Annotated in this window: 18 protein-coding genes; 8 read left to right on the forward strand and 10 right to left on the reverse strand. The window is 71.8% G+C overall.

What is annotated here, in order from left to right; translation table 11 throughout:
- Positions 1–53 precede the first annotated feature (53 nt).
- From ACTIFU_RS04515 to ACTIFU_RS04535, 5 genes are all read right to left on the reverse strand, one after another.
- Positions 54–1,196, reverse strand: coding sequence for a flagellar motor protein MotA (locus ACTIFU_RS04515; RefSeq protein ID WP_439577148.1), 1,143 nt, complete (start codon positions 1,194–1,196; stop codon positions 54–56).
- Positions 1,196–2,092 (reverse strand): OmpA family protein, encoded by an 897-nt coding sequence (locus ACTIFU_RS04520; RefSeq protein WP_439577097.1) that lies wholly within the window; start codon positions 2,090–2,092, stop codon positions 1,196–1,198. The genes ACTIFU_RS04515 and ACTIFU_RS04520 overlap by 1 nt, the downstream gene beginning before the upstream one ends.
- Positions 2,093–2,174: 82 nt before the next feature.
- Positions 2,175–2,960, reverse strand: coding sequence for an inositol monophosphatase family protein (locus ACTIFU_RS04525; RefSeq protein ID WP_439577149.1), 786 nt, complete (start codon positions 2,958–2,960; stop codon positions 2,175–2,177).
- Positions 2,961–3,008: 48 nt separating this feature from the next.
- A complete protein-coding gene (gene efp, locus ACTIFU_RS04530; protein ID WP_439577098.1) occupies positions 3,009–3,578 on the reverse strand; it encodes an elongation factor P in 570 nt (189 codons plus the stop codon).
- Positions 3,579–3,727: 149 nt separating this feature from the next.
- Positions 3,728–6,052, reverse strand: coding sequence for a xanthine dehydrogenase family protein molybdopterin-binding subunit (locus ACTIFU_RS04535; RefSeq protein WP_439577099.1), 2,325 nt, complete (start codon positions 6,050–6,052; stop codon positions 3,728–3,730).
- A gap of 93 nt (positions 6,053–6,145) precedes the next feature.
- Between ACTIFU_RS04535 and ACTIFU_RS04540 the strand changes: the two genes are divergently transcribed.
- Positions 6,146–7,234 carry an AI-2E family transporter gene (locus ACTIFU_RS04540; protein ID WP_439577100.1) on the forward strand — a complete coding sequence of 363 codons (1,089 nt, stop codon included), beginning with the start codon at positions 6,146–6,148 and terminating at the stop codon, positions 7,232–7,234.
- Here the strand turns inward: ACTIFU_RS04540 and ACTIFU_RS04545 are convergent.
- The gene (locus ACTIFU_RS04545; protein ID WP_439577101.1) at positions 7,220–7,936 is read right to left on the reverse strand and encodes a trypsin-like peptidase domain-containing protein; all 717 of its coding nucleotides are present in this window, start codon (positions 7,934–7,936) and stop codon (positions 7,220–7,222) included. The genes ACTIFU_RS04540 and ACTIFU_RS04545 overlap by 15 nt on opposite strands.
- 128 nt (positions 7,937–8,064) lie before the next feature.
- Here ACTIFU_RS04545 and ACTIFU_RS04550 point away from each other — a divergent pair, with 128 nt between their 5' ends.
- Genes ACTIFU_RS04550 through ACTIFU_RS04570 form a run of 5 tightly spaced genes read left to right on the forward strand, consistent with a single transcriptional unit; the run spans position 8,065 to position 12,683 of the window.
- Positions 8,065–8,859 (forward strand): ABC transporter ATP-binding protein, encoded by a 795-nt coding sequence (locus tag ACTIFU_RS04550; RefSeq protein WP_439577102.1) that lies wholly within the window; start codon positions 8,065–8,067, stop codon positions 8,857–8,859.
- Positions 8,852–9,544, forward strand: coding sequence for an ABC transporter ATP-binding protein (locus ACTIFU_RS04555; RefSeq protein WP_439577103.1), 693 nt, complete (start codon positions 8,852–8,854; stop codon positions 9,542–9,544). The genes ACTIFU_RS04550 and ACTIFU_RS04555 overlap by 8 nt, the downstream gene beginning before the upstream one ends.
- 32 nt (positions 9,545–9,576) lie before the next feature.
- Complete coding sequence (locus ACTIFU_RS04560; RefSeq protein WP_439577104.1) at positions 9,577–10,821, forward strand: ABC transporter substrate-binding protein; 1,245 nt, start codon at positions 9,577–9,579, stop codon at positions 10,819–10,821.
- 52 nt (positions 10,822–10,873) lie between these two features.
- Positions 10,874–11,758: a branched-chain amino acid ABC transporter permease gene (locus ACTIFU_RS04565; protein WP_439577105.1), complete on the forward strand. Its 885-nt coding sequence runs from the start codon at positions 10,874–10,876 to the stop codon at positions 11,756–11,758.
- 1 nt (position 11,759) lies between these two features.
- Complete coding sequence (locus ACTIFU_RS04570) at positions 11,760–12,683, forward strand: branched-chain amino acid ABC transporter permease (protein ID WP_439577106.1); 924 nt, start codon at positions 11,760–11,762, stop codon at positions 12,681–12,683.
- A gap of 93 nt (positions 12,684–12,776) precedes the next feature.
- Here ACTIFU_RS04570 and ACTIFU_RS04575 read toward each other — a convergent pair whose 3' ends face one another.
- Entirely contained in the window at positions 12,777–14,345 is a 1,569-nt protein-coding gene (locus tag ACTIFU_RS04575) for an MBL fold metallo-hydrolase RNA specificity domain-containing protein (RefSeq protein ID WP_439577107.1), read from the reverse strand.
- A 32-nt stretch (positions 14,346–14,377) separates the two neighbouring features.
- Between ACTIFU_RS04575 and ACTIFU_RS04580 the strand changes: the two genes are divergently transcribed.
- Complete coding sequence (locus ACTIFU_RS04580; protein ID WP_439577108.1) at positions 14,378–14,593, forward strand: hypothetical protein; 216 nt, start codon at positions 14,378–14,380, stop codon at positions 14,591–14,593.
- On the opposite strand, the gene ACTIFU_RS04585 is transcribed toward ACTIFU_RS04580, so the two are convergent.
- Together ACTIFU_RS04585 and ACTIFU_RS04590 are read right to left on the reverse strand one after the other, a co-directional pair.
- The gene (locus ACTIFU_RS04585; protein WP_439577109.1) at positions 14,587–14,913 is read right to left on the reverse strand and encodes a hypothetical protein; all 327 of its coding nucleotides are present in this window, start codon (positions 14,911–14,913) and stop codon (positions 14,587–14,589) included. The two genes, ACTIFU_RS04580 and ACTIFU_RS04585, sit on opposite strands and share 7 nt — an antisense overlap.
- The gene (locus tag ACTIFU_RS04590) at positions 14,910–15,401 is read right to left on the reverse strand and encodes a hypothetical protein (protein ID WP_439577110.1); all 492 of its coding nucleotides are present in this window, start codon (positions 15,399–15,401) and stop codon (positions 14,910–14,912) included. Before ACTIFU_RS04590 ends, ACTIFU_RS04585 begins: the two co-directional genes overlap by 4 nt.
- A 131-nt stretch (positions 15,402–15,532) precedes the next feature.
- Between ACTIFU_RS04590 and ACTIFU_RS04595 the strand changes: the two genes are divergently transcribed.
- A complete protein-coding gene (locus ACTIFU_RS04595; protein ID WP_439577111.1) occupies positions 15,533–16,804 on the forward strand; it encodes an amidase in 1,272 nt (423 codons plus the stop codon).
- A gap of 23 nt (positions 16,805–16,827) precedes the next feature.
- On the opposite strand, the gene ACTIFU_RS04600 is transcribed toward ACTIFU_RS04595, so the two are convergent.
- The gene (locus ACTIFU_RS04600) at positions 16,828–17,460 is read right to left on the reverse strand and encodes a YeeE/YedE thiosulfate transporter family protein (RefSeq protein WP_439577112.1); all 633 of its coding nucleotides are present in this window, start codon (positions 17,458–17,460) and stop codon (positions 16,828–16,830) included.
- Positions 17,461–17,473: the final 13 nt, after the last annotated feature.

The raw sequence follows: 17,473 nt of genomic DNA on the forward strand, positions 1-17,473 counted from the left end.
TGGCCCCTGCCAGGGGGTGCCGGGGGACGGCGTCCCCCGGCGCACGCGAAGCGTCATCGCTGCTGATCCTCCGCGATCGCCGCAATCGTGCGCGCGAGCAGTTTGATCTCCGAGCGGATTTCGTTGGTGGTCTGCGTCCGCCCCTGCATCATCTCCTCCAGCATCCGCGCCATGTAGAGCTCGAGATTGCGGATATGCCCGCGCGTCGCATCGTCGATCGCACCGTTCGCCTGCACATCCGCCAGCCGCGACAGCACCGGCCGCAACTCGCTCTGCCCCTCGGCGACACGCAGCAGCAACTGCTGGTTCGCCCGCATCTGGTCGGTGAGCTGGCCGAGCCGCTCCGTCAGCCCGATCACCGCCTGATTGGCCGCGATCCGCCCTTCCTCGCCGCGACCCAACGTGCGCTGCAGCCCTTCGAGGTTCTCGGCGGTCTGCTCCAGGAGCGCCTGGACATAGACCGGCACCGAACCGCCCTCGCCCTCCATCCCGCCGATCGCGCCCGACGACAGGCGCGTCTGCTGCGCCAGCAGGTCCTCGAGATCGTTGAAGAACCGGTTCTGCGCCTGCCCCGCCGTCAGATCGAGAAACCCGAGCACCAGGGCGGCGGCGAGACCGAACAGCGAGGTCGAGAACGCCGTGCCCATGCCCGCAAGCGGCGCCTGCAACCCGCTCTGCAACTGGCCGAACAGCTGCGTGATCTCGCCCGTGCCGATGCTCATCCCGCCGATCACGGCGCCGATCGCGTTGATCGTCAGCAGCAGCCCCCAGAACGTGCCGAGCAGGCCGAGGAAGATCAGCAGCCCCACCATGTAGCGGGAGAGCTCGCGGCTCTCGTCGAGCCGGCTCTGGATGCCGTCGAGAAGGCTGCGCATCGCCAGCGCCGAGAGCGTGAACCGCTCGCGCTTCTCCGACATCATCGAGGCCATCGGTGCGAGCAGCCGGGGCTGGCCGAGCCCCGCGAGCCCGGGCTTGTTGCGCTTGAAGGTCTCGAGCCACTCCACCTCGCGCGTCAGCGCCGAGACCTGGCGGAACACATAGAGGATGCCGATGAACAGCACGGCCAGGATCAGCCCGTTGAGCACCGGGTTGGCCTGGAAGGCGTGGATCAGGTGCTCGTGCAGCAAGGCGGCGAGTGCCAGCACCGCGGCGAGGAAGCCGAGCATGCGGAGCAGGAAGCGCCGCGGGCGAGTGATCATCGAGGGGGTCCTACGAGAACATCGACGCGATCGGGCGGACCGTCGCCGGCATTGAGCCCGAGTGCGCGCACGTCGATCCGGGTCGAGCGCACGCCCGCCTCCATCAGCGCGGTGCGCACCGCGAGCGCGCGCGACAGCGAGGCGCGCCGGGCGAGCCCCGGGTTGGCCGCATCGCCCGCCGCATAGGCGTTGACCGTCAGGCGCGGCGCATCGGCATCAGGGAGCGCCGCGGCGAGCGCGCGCAATTCCGCGCGCATCGCCTCGCTCAGCTCCTGGGCCTCGCGCGGGAACAGCAGCTGCACGCGCTCGGGCAGCGGCCCGGGCTCAGGGCGCGCGCCTGCCGGCTGGGCGGCCGGTGCGGATGGCGGTGCGGATGGCGGTGCTGCGGCGACCTCGGCAGGCCGCGTCGGCTCCGGCGCGGCCACCACCGCCGGCGGCGCTGGCGTCGGCGCGGCGACCGATGGCGGCGGCGCTGGCACGGGCGCCGCGACCACGGGCGGCGGAACGGGCAGCGGAGCGGACGGCGCCGGCGGCACCGGCGGAATGGGCAGAGGTGCAGGCGCGGCGATCGGCGGCAGCCCGGGCGGTTCCTCGGGCGGCAGCGGCAGCGGCAGGGACGGCGCCGCCGGCCGCACGGCCCGCCGGGCGGGCGCGGGCCGCGACCGCTGGGTCGGTCGGCGCTGCGGGGTGGCCTGCGGCACGGCGTCGGGCGCGAGCGGCAACCCGCCCGCGCGCGGCGAACCGCCCGGCATGCGCGGTGCGGGCGGCGGCGGGCCAAGGCTTTCGATCACGCCCCGATCGATCCGCACCGAGGGGTCGCGCGCCTCCGCCGCCGTCGTCATCATCGGAACGACGGCGAGGAGCGCGAGAATCGTCCGGGGCAAGCGCGCCATGTCGCGGAAATTGCTGGCCTTCCCGTGGGGTGGCGACACCTTACGCGATCACGATCCGGCGCACCAACCGCCGGATCGGCACTCAGCCGCGTCCGGCCGCGGCGCCGGCGGCGACGATCTCGCGCAGCGGCACGTGCAGGTGCGGATTGGCCGCGACCACGTTGCCCGAGGCCAGCGGATCGCCACCCTGCTCGTCGGTGACGAAGCCGCCCGCCTCGCGCACCATCAGGACGCCGGCGGCGATGTCCCAGGGGTTCAGGTTCAGCTCCCAGAACCCCTCATAGCGGCCGGCCGCCACCCAGGCGAGGTCGAGTGCCGCCGCGCCGAAGCGCCGCACCCCGGCGACCTGCGGCATCAGCCGCTCGAGCGTGGCCGAGAACGCGCCCTGGGTCGGGATGGTGGCGAACGGGATGCCGGTGGCGAACACTGCCTCCTTCATCTCCCGCCGGGCCGAGACGCGCAGCCGCCGGTCGTTCAGGAACGCGCCCACGCCCTTCTCGGCGACGAACATCTCGGCCTGCGCCGGCGAGTAGATCACCCCGGCGACGATCTCGGTGGTCTTGCCGAGCCGGCGCTCGAGCGCGATCGAGATCGCCCAGTGCGGGATGCCGTGCAGGAAGTTCGTCGTGCCGTCGAGCGGATCGACGACCCAGCGGAACTTCCACGGATCGGGGCCCGAAGCGCCACCCTCCTCCATCAGGAACGCGAACTCGGGGCGGCCCTTGCCGAGTTCGGCCTTCAGCGACGCCTCGGCGCGCAGATCGGCCTGGCTGACGAAGTCCGACGGCCCCTTCACCGACACCTGGAGCTGCTCGACCTCGCCGAAGTCGCGCAACAGGCGCTTCGCGGCCTTCTGGGCCGCCGTCATCATCGTGTTGACGGCGGGGGAGAAGCGCGGCGGGGCCACGGGGGCTGATCAGCCCTTCGCGCGCTCGACGTAGGAGGCGTCCTCGGTGCGCACGACGATGCGGTCGCCCGCCTCGACGAAGGGCGGCACCATGGTCTTCGCCCCGTTCGACAGGATCGCCGGCTTGTACGACGACGACGCGGTCTGGCCCTTCACCACCGGGTCGGCCTGGGCGACCTCCAGCGTGACGGTCTGCGGCAGGTGGATCGCCACCGGCTCGCCCTCCACGAGGTCGACCAGCAGCACCATGCCCTCCTGGAGGAACTGCTTGGCCTCGCCGCACAGGCTGGAATCGACCTCGATCTGCTCGAAGCTCTCCTTGTCCATCAGCGTCAGCCGGTCGCCGTCGGCGAACAGATAGTCGTACTCCTTCTCCTCCGTCATCAGCCGCTCGACCGTGTCGATGGTGCGCCAGCGCTCGTCCTTCTTGGACCCGGTGCGCAGGTTGCGCATCTCGACCTGGATCACGGCCGCGCCCTTGCCCGGCGTGTTGATCTGGCTCTTGAGCACGGTCCAGCGCTGGCCCTCGTGCTCGATCACGTGGCCGGGGCGCATCTGGTTGGCCTGCATCTTGGGCATGGCGTGTCCGTCGGGCGATGGCGGGGCGGGCCGGGGTGTTACCGGCTTTCGCCCGGAGCGGCAACCGGGGTGGCTCTCCCGCCCGCCACCGCAACCATCACCCTACGCCCGCCGCGGCCACCAAACGCGAGGAAGTCTGGCGAGGGCGCTCACGCTGCCTTCGCCGCCGCGATCGTCCGCCACAGCCGCTCCGGCGTGACCGGCATGTCGACATGCTTCACGCCGTCCTCGGCCAGCGCATCGACCACCGCGTTGATCACCGCCGGCGGGCTGCCGACCGCGCCCGCCTCGCCCGCGCCCTTCACCCCGAGCGGGTTCGTTTCGCACGGGATCTCGAGCAGATCGACGTCGATGTCGGGCAGGTCGTCGGCGCGCGGGATGCCGTAGTCCATGAAGCTGCCCGAGACGAGCTGGCCGTTGCCCGGGTCGTACACGGTGTGCTCCAGCACCGCCTGGCCGATCCCCTGCGCCACGCCGCCATGCACCTGGCCGCGCACGATCAGCGGATTGATCGCGTGGCCGACGTCGTCGCAGACGATGTAGCGCACCACGTCGAGGGCGCCGGTCGCGGGATCGATCTCCACCTCGGCGATGTGGCAGCCATTCGGGAAGGTGTGCGCCTTGATCTCGGCCACCTCGGCGGCGTCGAGCGTGGTGGCGTCCTGCCCGGCGGCGGCCTTCTTCCGTTGCGTCAGCGCAAGGTCGATGATGCCGATGCGCCGGTCGGTGCCGACCACGCTGAACGCGCCGCCCTCGAACACGATGTCCGCGGGCGCCACCTCCAGTGCCTCGCCCGCGGCGCGCCTGCCCTTCTCGATCACCGTCGCGGTGGTGGCCAGGATCGCCTGGCCTTCGGAGTACAGGCTGCGCGCCCCGCCCGTGCCGCCGCCGGTGGGGATCTCGTCCGAGTCGCCCTGCACCACGCGGATCTTCCCGGTCGGGACGCCGAGCTCGTGCGCGGTCAGCATGATGTAGGCGGTCTCGTGGCCCTGACCGGTGGACTGCGTGCCGACCAGCACGTCCACCATGCCGTCCTCGGCGAAGCGGATCTCGGCACGCTCGGTCGGCGCCCCGCCCGTCGCCTCGAGATAGTAGGCGAGCCCGATGCCGCGCCGCTTGCCCCGCCGCGCCGCCTCCTGGCGCCGCTGCGGGAACCCGGACCAGTCGATCTTCTTCAGCCCGGCATCCAGCACGCTGGTGAAGTCGCCGCTGTCGTAGGTGGCGCCGGTCGGCGTCTTCCACGGCATCGCCGAAGGCGGAACCATGTTGCGCTTGCGCAGTTCCACGCGGTCGATCTTCATCTCGCGCGCGGCCGCGTCGATCAGCCGCTCGACGACGTAGTTCGCCTCCGGCCGCCCCGCGCCGCGATAGGCATCGACCGGCGTCGTGTTGGTCAGCAGGCCGAGCACGTTCACGTAGACGGATCTGAACCCGTAGACGCTCGGCAACACCTTCGAGCCGGCCCCCGTGGGGATGAACGGCGCGTAGTTCGACAGATAGGCGCCCATGTTCGCAAGTGTGCGCGTGCGCAGCGCGAGGAAGCGGCCGTCCCGGTCGAGGGCCAGTTCGCCGGTGGTGATGTTGTCGCGCCCGTGGGTGTCGCACAGGAACGCCTCGGTGCGGTCCGACGCCCACTTCACCGGCCGGCCGAGCGCGCGCGCGGCGAAGCACACCATCACGTGCTCGGGGTAGAGGAACAGCTTCATGCCAAACCCGCCGCCGACATCCGGCGTGATCACGCGGAACGTCTCGGCGGGCAGCTTGAACACGTGCTGCGCCAGCATGTCCTTGACCTGCCAGGAGCCCTGGGTGTTGGCGTGCAGCGTGAACCGGCCCGACGCCGCGTCGTACTCGGCGACCGCGGCACGCGCCTCCACCGAGGCGACGACGATGCGGTTGTTCACCACCGTCAGCTTCGTGACGTGCGCGGCCTGCGTGAACAGACGCTCGGTCTCGGCCCGGTCGCCGGTTTCCCAGTCGAAACAGAGATTGCCCTTCGCCGTGTCCCACACCAGCGGCGCGTTCGCCTCGTGCGCCCGGGCGAGATCGGTCACCGAGGGCAGCTCCTCGTAGTCCACCGCCAGCGCCTCGGCGCCGTCGCGCGCGGCCTGGAGCGTCTCGCCCACCACGAAGGCGACCGCATCGCCGACATGGCGCACCCGCCCGACCGCGAGCGCCGGGTGCGGCGTCTCGGTGCGCGGCGAGCCGTCGCGGCTCTTGAGCGGGATCACGCAAGGCACGTCGCCGAGCCCGGCCGCGCGGAGATCCTCGCCGGTGAACACGCCGAGCACGCCGGGCACCGCGAGCGCGGGCGCCGTGTCGATCGACCGGATCGCGGCATGCGCGTAGGGGCTGCGCAGCACCACGCCCCAGCTCTGGCCGGGCAGGCTGACGTCGTCGGTGTAGCGCCCGTCGCCGCGCAGCAGGCGCGGATCCTCGACACGGCGCATCGGCTGGCTGAGCCCGAACTTCATCCTGACGCTCCCCGGGGTTGCAACGTTTCGCCGCACAGCATGTGGCGGAGCAGTATGCTTCGCCAAGCCCCCCGGCGTCTTCGGAGTCGCCCCGTGCCCCCAGACCCTCCCACCGGCTACATCCAGTTCGAACGCCTCCTGGCCCTGGCGCTGCCGGGGCTGCTGGTGGTCGCCTGCCTGATCGTGATCGCGCCCTTCGCCGCGGCGCTGCTGTGGGCGGCGGTGATCGTGGTGTCGGTCTGGCGCCCGCTCGAGTGGCTGACCGCGCGGCTGGGCGGGCGGCGCGGGCTGGTCGGGTCGCTGCTCACGGTCACGACGCTGGCCGTGATCGTCGGCCCGGCGGTGGCGCTTGGCGATGCCGCGGTCTCGGCGATCCCCGAACTCCGCGCCATGGCCGGCGATCTCGGCGCGGCCGCACGCACGCACGGACCGGCGCTGCTTGCCCAGCTGCCGCTGGTGGGCGAGCGGGCGGCGGCGGCCTGGACCGCGCTGGTCGAGGATGTCGGACCGCTGGTCGACGCGCTCGGCGCGCTCGCGCCGGAGATCGGCGGCTGGCTTGCGCGCCAAACCCTGGCGCTTGGCGTGACGGTGCTGCAGCTGCTGCTGGTCGCGCTCGGCACGGGCGTGATGTACGCGCGCGGTCCGGCCGGGGCGCAGCTGGTCGGGCGCCTTGCCGAGCGGATCGGCGGCGCGGAGGGAACCGAGACCCTGGACGTGGCGGTGCGCGCGATCCGCGCGGTCTCGACCGGCGTAGTCGGCACCGCCGCGGTGCAGGCCGTGCTGGCCTGGCTCGGCTTCGCGCTCGCCGGCGTGCCGGCGCCGTTCGCGCTGTCGATCGGCGTGCTGGTGCTCGGGATCGTGCAGATCGGGCCGCTGCCGGTCTGGCTGCCGGTGGTGGTGTGGATGTTCGCGACCAGCGACGACACGCTGGCCAACGTCCTTCTGCTGATCTGGAGCGCGGGCGTGGTTCAGACGGTGGACAACGTGCTGCGGCCGCTGCTGATCAGCCGTGGCGCGCGGCTGCCGCTGCTGCTGATGCTGGTCGGCGTGCTGGGCGGGCTGATCTCGATGGGGCTGATCGGCGTGTTCCTGGGCCCCACCATCCTCGGCGTCGGCTACGTGCTGCTGCGCCGCTGGCTGGGGCTCGAGCCGATTCCGATCGCGCCGTCAGCGTCCGGCTGAGGCGATCAGCCGGCGCGCCTCGTCGATCGCCGGGCCGATGCCGAGCACGAACACCTCGCGCCCCTCGGCGCGCAGCAGACCGTCCACGTCGGCCCCGGTCAGCATGCCCAGCAGCGGGGCCGCACCGGGTGCCACGAGAGCCGTGGTGAGGCCGAGCACCGCGCCGTCCGGGCCGACCACCGGGCCGCCCGAATAGCCCATCAGCGCGCCCATCCGGGCGATGAAGCCCTGCCCGAGCCCGTCGATCTCGGCGTCATGTTCCATCACCCAGCCCTTGGCGAGGCCGGGCCCGACCGTGGTGGTGCCGGCCGCCCAGACCGGCTGGGCCGGCAGCGGGCCCGCCCTGGCGGCGCGGGCCGGGGCGAGGAACCCCTCCGGCATGCGGAGCACGGCGAGGTCCATCGCGTCCGAGCGCCCGACCAGGGTTGCGCTCGCGCGCGAGCCGTCGTCGCGCACCAGCGTGGCGCTCTCGACCGCCATGCCCGCAAGCCGCATCACGTGGCTGTTGGTCACGACGTGCCGCTCGTCGATCGCGACCGCCGAGCCCAGCCCGCCGAGCAGGGGCGGCGCGCCGATCACCACCGCGGCGTAGCTCTGCCGCGCCACCGGCTCGGCCGGCGTGCCGACCGTGGAGGGGCCAGGGACCGAGGCACAGGCGGCGGTGGCGAGCGCGAGGGCAAGGGCGAGGAGGGAGGGACGCATCGCGGCGATCCTTGGATGCAGGGGCATGCCTGGATGAAACCGCAATTGCCTGAACGAAGAATGAACAGACGATCGTAGGCAGGGCGCAGTGTCCTGCGTCGGGCGCAATCCGCCCCTTGCGCCGCAGCATGGCTTTTTGGCAGGCTGGTTGGGGTAGGGGGAGGCCATTGGGCAACGACGTCGTTCTCGAGACCGAGGGACTGACCAAGGAATTTCTTGGCTTCGTCGCCGTGAAGGACGTCGCACTCCGGGTGCGGCGCGGAACGATCCATGCCGTGATCGGCCCGAACGGCGCGGGGAAGACCACGGTCTTCAACCTGCTGACCAAGTTCCTCCAGCCCACCGCCGGCACGATCCGTTTCGAGGGGCGCGACATCACCAGGCTGAAACCCGCCGAGGTGGCGCGGCTGGGGATGGTGCGCAGCTTCCAGATCTCGGCGGTGTTTCCGCATCTGACCGCGCTGGAGAACGTGCGTCTCGCGCTCCAGCGCGAGCGGGGCTCCTCCTACGACTTCTGGCGCGCCGAGCGGCTGCTCTCCCGCTACGAGGACCGCGCCCGCGCGCTGCTCGCCGATGTCGGGCTGGACGGCTACGAGGATGTGCAGGCGGGGCTGCTGCCCTATGGCCGCAAGCGCGCGCTCGAGATCGCCACCACGCTCGCGCTCGACCCGCCGATGATGCTGCTCGACGAGCCGACCGCGGGGATGGCGCACGAGGACGTCGACCGCGTCGTGGCGCTGGTGCGGCGGGTGCGCGAGGGGCGGACGATCCTGCTGGTCGAGCACAACCTGAAGGTGGTCGCCGGCCTCTCCGACACCATCACCGTGCTGACGCGCGGGCAGGTGCTGGCCGAGGGCGACTACGCCGCGGTCAGCTCCAACCCCGACGTGAAGGCCGCCTATATCGGGTCGGACGATGCTTGAGGTGCGCGGGCTGGAGGCTTGGTACGGCGAGAGCCACGTGCTGCACGGCGTCCATCTCGACGTCGCCGACGGCGAGATCGTCACCCTGCTCGGCCGCAACGGCGCCGGCAAGTCCACCACGATCAAGGCGATCATGGGCGTGGTGGAGAACCGCAAGGGCGCGGTGCGGTTCAACGGCACCGACACGATCGCGCTGTCGCCGGACCGGATCGCCAGGCTCGGCATCGCCTGGTGCCCGGAGGAGCGCGGCATCTTCGCCAGCCTGACGGTGAAGGAGAACCTGCTGCTGCCGCCCGAGATCGCGCCGAGCCAGGTCGATCTCGACCGCATCTATACGCTGTTCCCCAACCTGAAGGAGCGGCTCGGCAGCCCCGGCACCAAGCTCTCGGGCGGCGAGCAGCAGATGCTCGCGATCGCGCGCATCATGCGCACCGGCGCCAAGCTCATGCTGCTCGACGAACCGACCGAGGGGCTCGCCCCGGTGATCATCCAGCAGATCGGGCGGACCGTGCAGGCGCTGAAGGAGATCGGCCTGACGGTGCTGCTGGTGGAGCAGAACTTCCGATTCGCGCAGAAGGTCGCGGATCGGCACTATGTGATGGAGCACGGGCGGATCGTCGACATGATCCCCCGCGCCGAACTCGGAGCCAGCATGGACCGCCTGCACACCTATCTGGGCGTGTAGCAACGGCCGGAAACACAGGGAGAGACCGAACCATGGCATTCAACCGACGCACGCTTCTCGCAGGCGCCGCCGCCGGCGCGGCGCTGCCGCTCGTCACGCCGCTGCGCCATGCGCGCGCGCAGGCCGCGAACACGATCCGGATCGGCGTGATGAACGACCAGTCCGGCCTGTACCGCGACCTGACCGGCCCGGGCTCCACGCAATGCGTGCGGCTGGCCGTGCAGGAGAGCGGCATCACCCAGAAGGGCGTCAATGTCGAGGTCGTCGAGGCCGATCACCAGAACCGCCCCGATGTCGGCTCCACCGTGGTGCGCCAGTGGCTCGACCGCGACAACTTCGACGTGATCGTCGACGTGCCGACCTCCTCGGTGGCGCTGGCGGTGAACACGCTCTGCCGCGAGCGCAACAAGGTGTTCCTGTGCTCGGGGGCGGCGACCTCCGACCTCACCGGACCCGCCTGCTCGCCGAACACGATCCACTGGACCTACGACACCTGGATGCTGGCGCGCGGCACGGGCGGGGCGATGGTGGCGGCGGGCGGCCGCACCTGGTTCTTCATCACCGCCGACTACGCGTTCGGCCATGCGCTGGAGCGCGACGTGTCGAACTTCGTGCGCAACGCCGGTGGCCAGATCCTCGGCGCCGTGCGCACCCCGTTCCCCGGCACGACCGACTTCTCCTCGTTCCTGCTCCAGGCGCAGCAGAGCCGCGCGCAGGTGATCGGCCTCGCCAACGCGGGCGGCGACACGATCAACTCGATCAAGCAGGCGGCCGAGTTCGGCATCACCCGCCGCGGCACGCGCCTCGCGGGCCTGCTGGTGTTCATCTCCGACGTGCACGCGCTCGGCCTGCCGACCGCCCAGGGCCTCGTCTTCACCGAGACCTTCTACTGGGATCTGAACGACCGCACGCGCGCCTTCAGCCAGCGCGTCGGCCGGATGCCGAACGACATCCGCCCGTCGATGATCCAGGCCGGCTGCTACTCGGCGGTGCTGCACTACCTCAAGGCGGTCGACGCGATGGGTGGCGCGGCGGCGAAGGCGTCCGGCGCGGCGGCGATCGAGCGGATGAAGGCGATGCCGACCTCGGATGACTGCTTCGGCGAGGGCACGATTCGCCCGGACGGGCGTAAGATCCATCCCGCCTATCTGTTCCAGGTGAAGACCCCCGAGGAGAGCCGCGGACCCTGGGACTACTACAATCTGCTCGGCACGATCCCGGCGAACGAGGCGTTCCGCCCGATCACCGAGGGCAATTGCCCGCTGGTCCGCACCTGACGGGCGCGGGGGCGGGGTCACCCGCCCCCTTTCCGGTGCACAGCCGCGAGCCATGACCGATTTCTGGTACGACCTCGAGCCGTTCCTGCAGCAGGGCACGCTCGGCCTGGTCAACGGTGCGTTCTACGCCCTGCTGTCGCTCGGACTCGCCGTGATCTTCGGCATGCTGAACGTGATCAACTTCGCCCACGGGGCGCAGTTCATGCTCGGCGCCGTGGTCGCGTGGATGCTGCTGAGCTATGCCGGCATCGGCTACTGGGGTGCCCTGATCCTGAGCCCGCTGATCGTCGGGCTGTTCGGGGTGGTGATCGAGCGGACGATGATCAGCCGGCTCTACAAGCTCGATCATCTCTACGGGCTGCTGCTGACCTTCGGGCTCGCGCTGATCATCGAGGGACTGGTGCGCAACCAGTACGGCGTCTCCGGACTGCCCTACGGGGTGCCGGACGCGTTCCGCATGCCTCCGGTCGATCTCGGCTACATGCTGATGCCGGCCTACCGGTTCTGGATCGTGGTCGTGTCGATCACCGTGTGCCTCGGCACCTGGTACGCGATCGAGAAGACCAAGCTCGGCAGCTATCTGCGCGCCGCGGTGGAGCGGCCGCAGCTGGTGCAGGCGTTCGGCATCAACGTGCCGCTGATGATGACCGCCACCTACGGCGTGGGCGTGGCGCTCGCCGCCTTCGCCGGCGTGCTCGCCGCGCCGATCTACAGCGTGCATCCCGGCATGGGGGCGAACTTCATCATCATCGTGTTCGCGGTGGTGGTGATCGGCGGGATGGGCTCGATCATGGGCTCCGTCGTCTCCGGCTACGCGCTCGGGATGATCGAGGGGTTCACGCGGGTCTATTATCCGGAGGCGTCGGCGACGGTGGTGTTCGTGATCATGGCGATCGTGCTGCTGGTGCGGCCGACCGGTCTGTTCGGGCGCACCTGAGATGCCGAACTCGCAGCGCGTCACCCTCGCCGCCATGGTCGCGCTGATCGCGATCGGCCCGTTCCTGTTCTTTCCCGTGTTCCTCATGAAGGTGCTGTGCTTCGCGCTGTATGCGAGCGCCTTCAATCTGCTGCTCGGCTATGCGGGGCTGCTGTCGTTCGGTCATGCCGCCTATCTCGGCATGGGCTCGTATCTGTCCGCCCATGCGGCGAAGGTCTGGGGCCTGACACCCGAGCTTGCGATCCTGACCGGCGGGCTGACGAGCATGGTGCTGGGCGCCGGGTTCGGCTTCCTCGCGATCCGGCGCCAGGGCATCTACTTCGCGATGATCACCCTGGCGCTGGCGCAGATGGTCTATTTCTTCTGCGTGCAGGCGCCCTTCACCGGCGGCGAGGACGGCATCCAGGCGGTGCCGCGCGGCCATCTGTTCGGCGTGCTCGATCTGCGCGACGACTTCACGCTCTACTGGGTGGTGGCGGCGATCTTCCTCGCCTGTTTCCTGTTCCTCTACCGCATCGTGCACAGCCCGTTCGGCCAGGTGCTCAAGGCGATCCGCGACAACGAGCCGCGCGCGACCTCGCTCGGCTATCGCACCGACAGCTACAAGCTGATCGCATTCGTGCTGTCGGCGACGATCGCGGGGATCGCGGGCGGCACCAAGGCGATCGTGTTCCAGATCGCGACACTGACGGACGTGAACTGGCCGATGAGCGGCGAGGCGGTGCTGATGACGCTGGTGGGCGGGATCGGCACGATGTTCGGCCCGGCGATGGGGGCGCTGGTGATCGTGACCATGCAGAACGAGCTGGCCCAGTTCGGCGCCTGGGTGACGGTGATCCAGGGCGTGATCTTCGTCGCCTGCGTGCTGGCGTTCCGGCGCGGGATCATCGGCGAGCTTCAGGCGAAGCTGCGGCAACCCCTGTAGGGACTGCGGCTGGGCAAGAGCCCGTCCGGCCCCTCCATCGTGAGCCCAGTCGGGGTCGCGGAGCTTCCTTCGCCGGGCGGCGTCGCGCGCCGCTCAACCCCGCAGCGCCTCGCGCACCCGTCGCAGCAGCGCCTCGCGCGCCCGGTCGTCGCCTTCCTCCTCCACGCGGCGGCGCAGCTCCAGCAGAAGGGCGGCGCGCTCGTTGTGCCAGTCGAACGGCGCGTGCGTCGCCTCGGGCGGCAGCCGGGGGGCGGCACCGCGGGGCTGGGCCGCACCCCGCTCCGGCAGGGCGTAGGAGGCGTCCATCTCGGGCAGGTCCACCGCGAGGCCGCGCTCGCGCAACGCCCGCGCCAGCGCCTCGCGGGCCTCCTGCTCGCCATGCACCAGGAACACGCCGCGCCGGATCGTGCGCCGCGCCGCCACCCAGTCCAGCAGTCCCTGGCGGTCGGCGTGGCCGGAATACACGTCCAACCTGCGGATGCGCGCGCGCACCGCAATGTCCTGGCCCATGATCGAGACCTCGGAGGCACCGTCCACCAGCAGCCGGCCGAGCGTGCCCGGCGCCTGGTAGCCGACGAACAGCACGGTCGCCTCGGGCCGCCAGAGATTGTTGATCAGGTGATGGCGGATCCGCCCCGCATCCGCCATGCCCGAGGCCGACAGGATGATCATCCCACCTGCGACCTGGTTCAGCTTCTTGCTCTCCTCGACCGAGGCGGTGACGCGGATGTTGGGGCCCGACAGGAAGGTCTCGGCGGGTTCGCTCTCCTCCGGCAGCTCCTTGAGATGCGCGCGGAAGGTGCGCGTCGCTTCGGCCGCGAGCGGGCTGTCGATCACCACCGGCACCGCCGGCAGTTCCCCCTGCTCCATCAGCAGGTCGAGATCGTGCAGCAGTTCCTGCGTGCGCTCGACCGCGAAGGCCGGGATCAGCAGGTTGCCGCCGGCGGCCAACGCCGCCTCGACCTCCGCGCGCAGCATCGTCCGACGCCCTGCCGGCGTCGGGTCGTCGCGCTCGCGATCGCCGTAGGTGGACTCCAGCACCAGCCAGTCCGGATCGTGCGGCGCCTCGGCGTCCTCGACGAAGGGCTTCGCGCCCGGACCGATGTCGCCGCTCACCAGCAGGGTCCCGCTGCCCGGCAGGATCAGCTCGACCGAGGCCGAGCCGAGCAGATGACCCGCGTTCCAGAACCGGGCGCGCATCCCGCCGGGCAGGTCGATCCAGCGGTCGTAGTCCACGCCCCGGAACCGGCCGAGTGCCGCATCGGCGTCGCGCTTCGTGTAGATCGGACGCACCGGCGGGCGCCCGCGCGCGGCGTTGCGGCGGTTCAGCCGGTCCACCTCGGCCTCCTGGATGAAGCCCGAATCCGGCAGCATGAAGCGGCAGAGATCGACGCTCGCCGGGGTCGCGTAGGCGGGGCCGCGGAAGCCCTCCTTGACGAGGCGCGGGATCAGCCCCGAATGGTCGATATGCGCATGGGTCAGCACCAGCGCGTCGATCGCGCGCGGGTCGAACGGCAGCGGGCGCCAGTTCAGTTCCTTCACCGTCTTCGGCCCCTGGAACAGGCCGCAATCGACCAGCACCCGGGCTCCGCCCGCCTCGACCAGCAGGCACGAGCCCGTGACCGTGCCGGCCGCGCCGTGGAAGGTGATGGCGGGATCCATGGGATTATCCTCGACCGGGACGGAGGGAGGCGATGGAGACCTGGCAGATCGTCGGCCTGATCTGGGCGGCGGGCGCGCTCGCGCTGGTGCTGCCGGGACTCGGCGCGCGGCTGCGCCAGGGGCAGCCGGTGGTCCGCTGGGGCCTGATGTGGCTGGTCGCCATCCTGAGCCTTGTGCTCGCCTACGAGGTGCTGCTCGCCCTCGGGCTCGACCTCACGCCCGCGGGGCGCTGGCGGGCCGCCTACTGACGCAGCTCGACCGGCGCGGTGGGCGCGGGCGCGCCGGCAGGCGCCTGTGCGGCCGAGGCCCGGCCGAGGCAGTCGCGGTAGAGCCGGTCGCGATCGAGGATCTCGGTGGTGCGGATGCGCTGGGCCTCGAACCCGCCGCCGCTGAAGCGGGATTCGAGCTCGTCCAGCCGCGGACGGTCGGCGCGCGTGCGCGTCATCATCATCCGTTCCGCCTCGGCGCGGCAGGCAGCCTCGACCGACGCCTCGGCGCGCACGGCCGGCTGGGGACGGGCGCAGGCGGCCAGCACCGCGAGGCCGAGCAGGGCGAACAGACGGATCATCGGACGGACCCCGTGAGACGCGTGGCGAGCGCGCGGCGGATGCCGGCATGGTCGAACCGCCCGTCGGGCTCGAGCGGCGCGCGCGCGGCGGCGGCGAGCAGGGCCGGGTGCAGCGTGGTGCCGTCGGGCGCGATGTCGAACAGCCCGCGCGCCCAGGGGGCGGAGGCGAGCAGCTCGATCAGCCCGAGCAGGCGGAAACAGAGCGCAAGGCCGTAGAGCGTGTCCAGCCCGACCGCGTGATCGACCGCGCCTGCCCAGCAGCGCGCATCGGGGTCGGCGATGACGAGTTCGGTCGCACTTCCTTCGGCGCGCCGGAACAGCACCGCGCGCGCCCCGCCCCAGTCCTCGCGCTCGGCCGCCTCGCGCGCGGCATCCCAGGCGCCGATCAGGTCGCGAGCCTCGACCGCGGGCAGCGATTCCGGGCCGAGCGGGACCTCGTAGAGCAGTGCGCCGGCGGGGCCGGGATGGATGCGAACCTGAACGTGCACCCCACCAGCATGGCGTGCGCGGGCCGCTTCCGCCATGAGAGATTCGGCAAGCGGAGGGTTGCGTCGGTGGCACGGCGCGCGCACGCTTGTGTATGCCGTCGGGGTCCGGCGGCAGGGGGCGGGGGATACGCATGGACGAGGCGTGGCGGTTGACCGCGGCAGCGGCGCGGGCGGCGATTGGCGCCGGCCGTCTGACACCGGAGGCTCTGGCCGAGGCGTGCCTGGCCCGGATCGCCGAGCGCGATCCGCTCGTGCGGGCGTTCGTCGCGCACGAGCCTCAGGCGGTGCGCGCGGCCGCGCGGCGGACGGACCCGGCGGCACCGCTCGGCGGGATCCCGGTGGGCGTGAAGGACGTGCTCGACACCGCCGATCTGCCGACCGGCTACGGCAGCCCGATCTATGCCGGGTTCCGTCCGCGCGCCGATGCGGCCGCGGTCGCCTGGACGCGCGCCGCCGGCGGGGTGGTGATGGGCAAGACGGTGACCACCGAGTTCGCCGTCCGCGCCCCGGGCCCGACGCGCAACCCGCTCAACCTTGCCCATACGCCGGGGGGCTCCTCCTCCGGTTCGGCGGCCGCGGTCGCGGATGGCATGGTGCCGCTTGCCTTCGGCACCCAGACGGCAGGCAGCGTCATCCGCCCGGCCGCCTATTGCGGGATCGTCGGCTACAAGCCGAGCTACGGGACGATCTCGCGCGCCGGCATGAAGGTGATGTCCGACAGCCTGGACACGATCGGGGTGATGGCGCGCTCGGTCGCCGACTGCGCGCTGTTCGCCGGCGTGGTCTCGGGTCGCGACCTCGGCGATCCGGACCGGGCGCCCGGCCGGCCTCCGCGCATCGGGCTCTGCCGCTCGCCCACCTGGCCGGCCGCGCTGCCGGAGACGCAGGCGCTCTGGGGCGACGTCACGGCGGCGCTGAACCGGGCCGGGGGAGCCGTGGTTGAGCGCGAACTCCCCACCTCGTTCGCCGCGCTCGTGGATGCGCATCCCGCGATCATGGTGGCGGAGACCGCACGCGCGCTGGGCTGGGAGCTGACCACCCAGGCGCCGCTGCTCTCGGCGGGGCTGAAGGAGCGTCACCTGCCCGCGCTCGCGTGGCCGCCCGAGCGGCTCGACGAGGCGCGCAAGGTTGCCCAGGGCTGCAACCTTGCCTTCGGACCGGCGCTGGAGGGGCTCGACGTGCTGGTCACGCCCTCGGCGCCCGGCGAGGCTCCGGAAGGGATCGGCTGGACCGGCGATCCGGCGTTCAACTTCCTCTGGACCACGCTGCGCGTGCCCTGCGTGACCGTGCCGGCGGGGCTCGGCCCGCGCGGGCTGCCGCTCGGGATCCAGATCGTCGGGCGGCGCGGCGACGACGCGGCGGTGCTCGCCTGGGCGCGCTGGGTACAGGCCGCGCTCGCCTGACCCGCGCCCAGGCGGCGGTTCGCTCAGCGTCGCGCCGGCTCGGCACCGTCCGGCGCGGCCTCGACCGGCGGCGCCGGCGGAGCGAGCACGCCGTCGGCGTCGGTGCCGAGCTCCGCGCGCCACGGCCGCCAGCGTTCCAGGGCGTAGAGCGCGCCGATCAGCAGTGCCGCGAAGCCGAGCGCGAGCGGCCAGAACGGCAGGTCGAGCAGGCCGTGCAGCGTCAGCTTGCCCGGTGACCCGGTGAGCAGCACCGGCCGCAGCACGGGCTCGAGATAGGCAAAGGTGAGCGCGCCGGCGAGCCCGCCGAGCAGCGTGACGCGCGCGTCGCGGTAGCCCACGCCGACCTGTGCCAGCACGGTGCCCGGGCAGGCGCCGGCGAGCGCGATGCCCACCCCGGTGACGAAGCCGCCCAGGAGCTGGGCGCCGTAGAGCACGGCCTTGGGGTCGAGCGTCGGGATCATCCCCGTCAGCGTGCCGAGCGCGAACACGATCAGCCCGGAGGCGACCGAGGCGAGGAAGATGCGCAGCATCAGGAAGTTCCTCAGCTGCATCTGACCCAGGATCACGCCTGGCTCGAACACCCGGCTCTTCTCGAGCAGGAACCCGAAGGCCACGCCCATCGCGAGGCCCGCGGCCATGGCGGCAAGGATGCTCATCGTTCGCTCTCCC

Source organism: Elioraea sp., from assembly GCF_051860475.1.
Taxonomy (GTDB): domain Bacteria; phylum Pseudomonadota; class Alphaproteobacteria; order Acetobacterales; family Acetobacteraceae; genus Elioraea.

Bases quoted from the DNA above. Each gene is read 5' to 3' on its own strand.
- ACTIFU_RS04520 (WP_439577097.1), bottom strand. From the start codon at position 2,092: ATGGCGCGCTTGCCCCGGACGATTCTCGCGCTCCTCGCCGTCGTTCCG.
- ACTIFU_RS04525 (WP_439577149.1), bottom strand. From the start codon at position 2,960: ATGACGGCGGCCCAGAAGGCCGCGAAGCGCCTGTTGCGCGACTTCGGC.
- efp (WP_439577098.1), bottom strand. From the start codon at position 3,578: ATGCCCAAGATGCAGGCCAACCAGATGCGCCCCGGCCACGTGATCGAG.
- ACTIFU_RS04535 (WP_439577099.1), bottom strand. From the start codon at position 6,052: ATGAAGTTCGGGCTCAGCCAGCCGATGCGCCGTGTCGAGGATCCGCGC.
- ACTIFU_RS04545 (WP_439577101.1), bottom strand. From the start codon at position 7,936: ATGCGTCCCTCCCTCCTCGCCCTTGCCCTCGCGCTCGCCACCGCCGCC.
- ACTIFU_RS04550 (WP_439577102.1), top strand. From the start codon at position 8,065: ATGGCTTTTTGGCAGGCTGGTTGGGGTAGGGGGAGGCCATTGGGCAAC.
- ACTIFU_RS04555 (WP_439577103.1), top strand. From the start codon at position 8,852: ATGCTTGAGGTGCGCGGGCTGGAGGCTTGGTACGGCGAGAGCCACGTG.
- ACTIFU_RS04560 (WP_439577104.1), top strand. From the start codon at position 9,577: ATGGCATTCAACCGACGCACGCTTCTCGCAGGCGCCGCCGCCGGCGCG.
- ACTIFU_RS04565 (WP_439577105.1), top strand. From the start codon at position 10,874: ATGACCGATTTCTGGTACGACCTCGAGCCGTTCCTGCAGCAGGGCACG.
- ACTIFU_RS04570 (WP_439577106.1), top strand. From the start codon at position 11,760: ATGCCGAACTCGCAGCGCGTCACCCTCGCCGCCATGGTCGCGCTGATC.
- ACTIFU_RS04575 (WP_439577107.1), bottom strand. From the start codon at position 14,345: ATGGATCCCGCCATCACCTTCCACGGCGCGGCCGGCACGGTCACGGGC.
- ACTIFU_RS04580 (WP_439577108.1), top strand. From the start codon at position 14,378: ATGGAGACCTGGCAGATCGTCGGCCTGATCTGGGCGGCGGGCGCGCTC.
- ACTIFU_RS04585 (WP_439577109.1), bottom strand. From the start codon at position 14,913: ATGATCCGTCTGTTCGCCCTGCTCGGCCTCGCGGTGCTGGCCGCCTGC.
- ACTIFU_RS04595 (WP_439577111.1), top strand. From the start codon at position 15,533: ATGGACGAGGCGTGGCGGTTGACCGCGGCAGCGGCGCGGGCGGCGATT.
- ACTIFU_RS04600 (WP_439577112.1), bottom strand. From the start codon at position 17,460: ATGAGCATCCTTGCCGCCATGGCCGCGGGCCTCGCGATGGGCGTGGCC.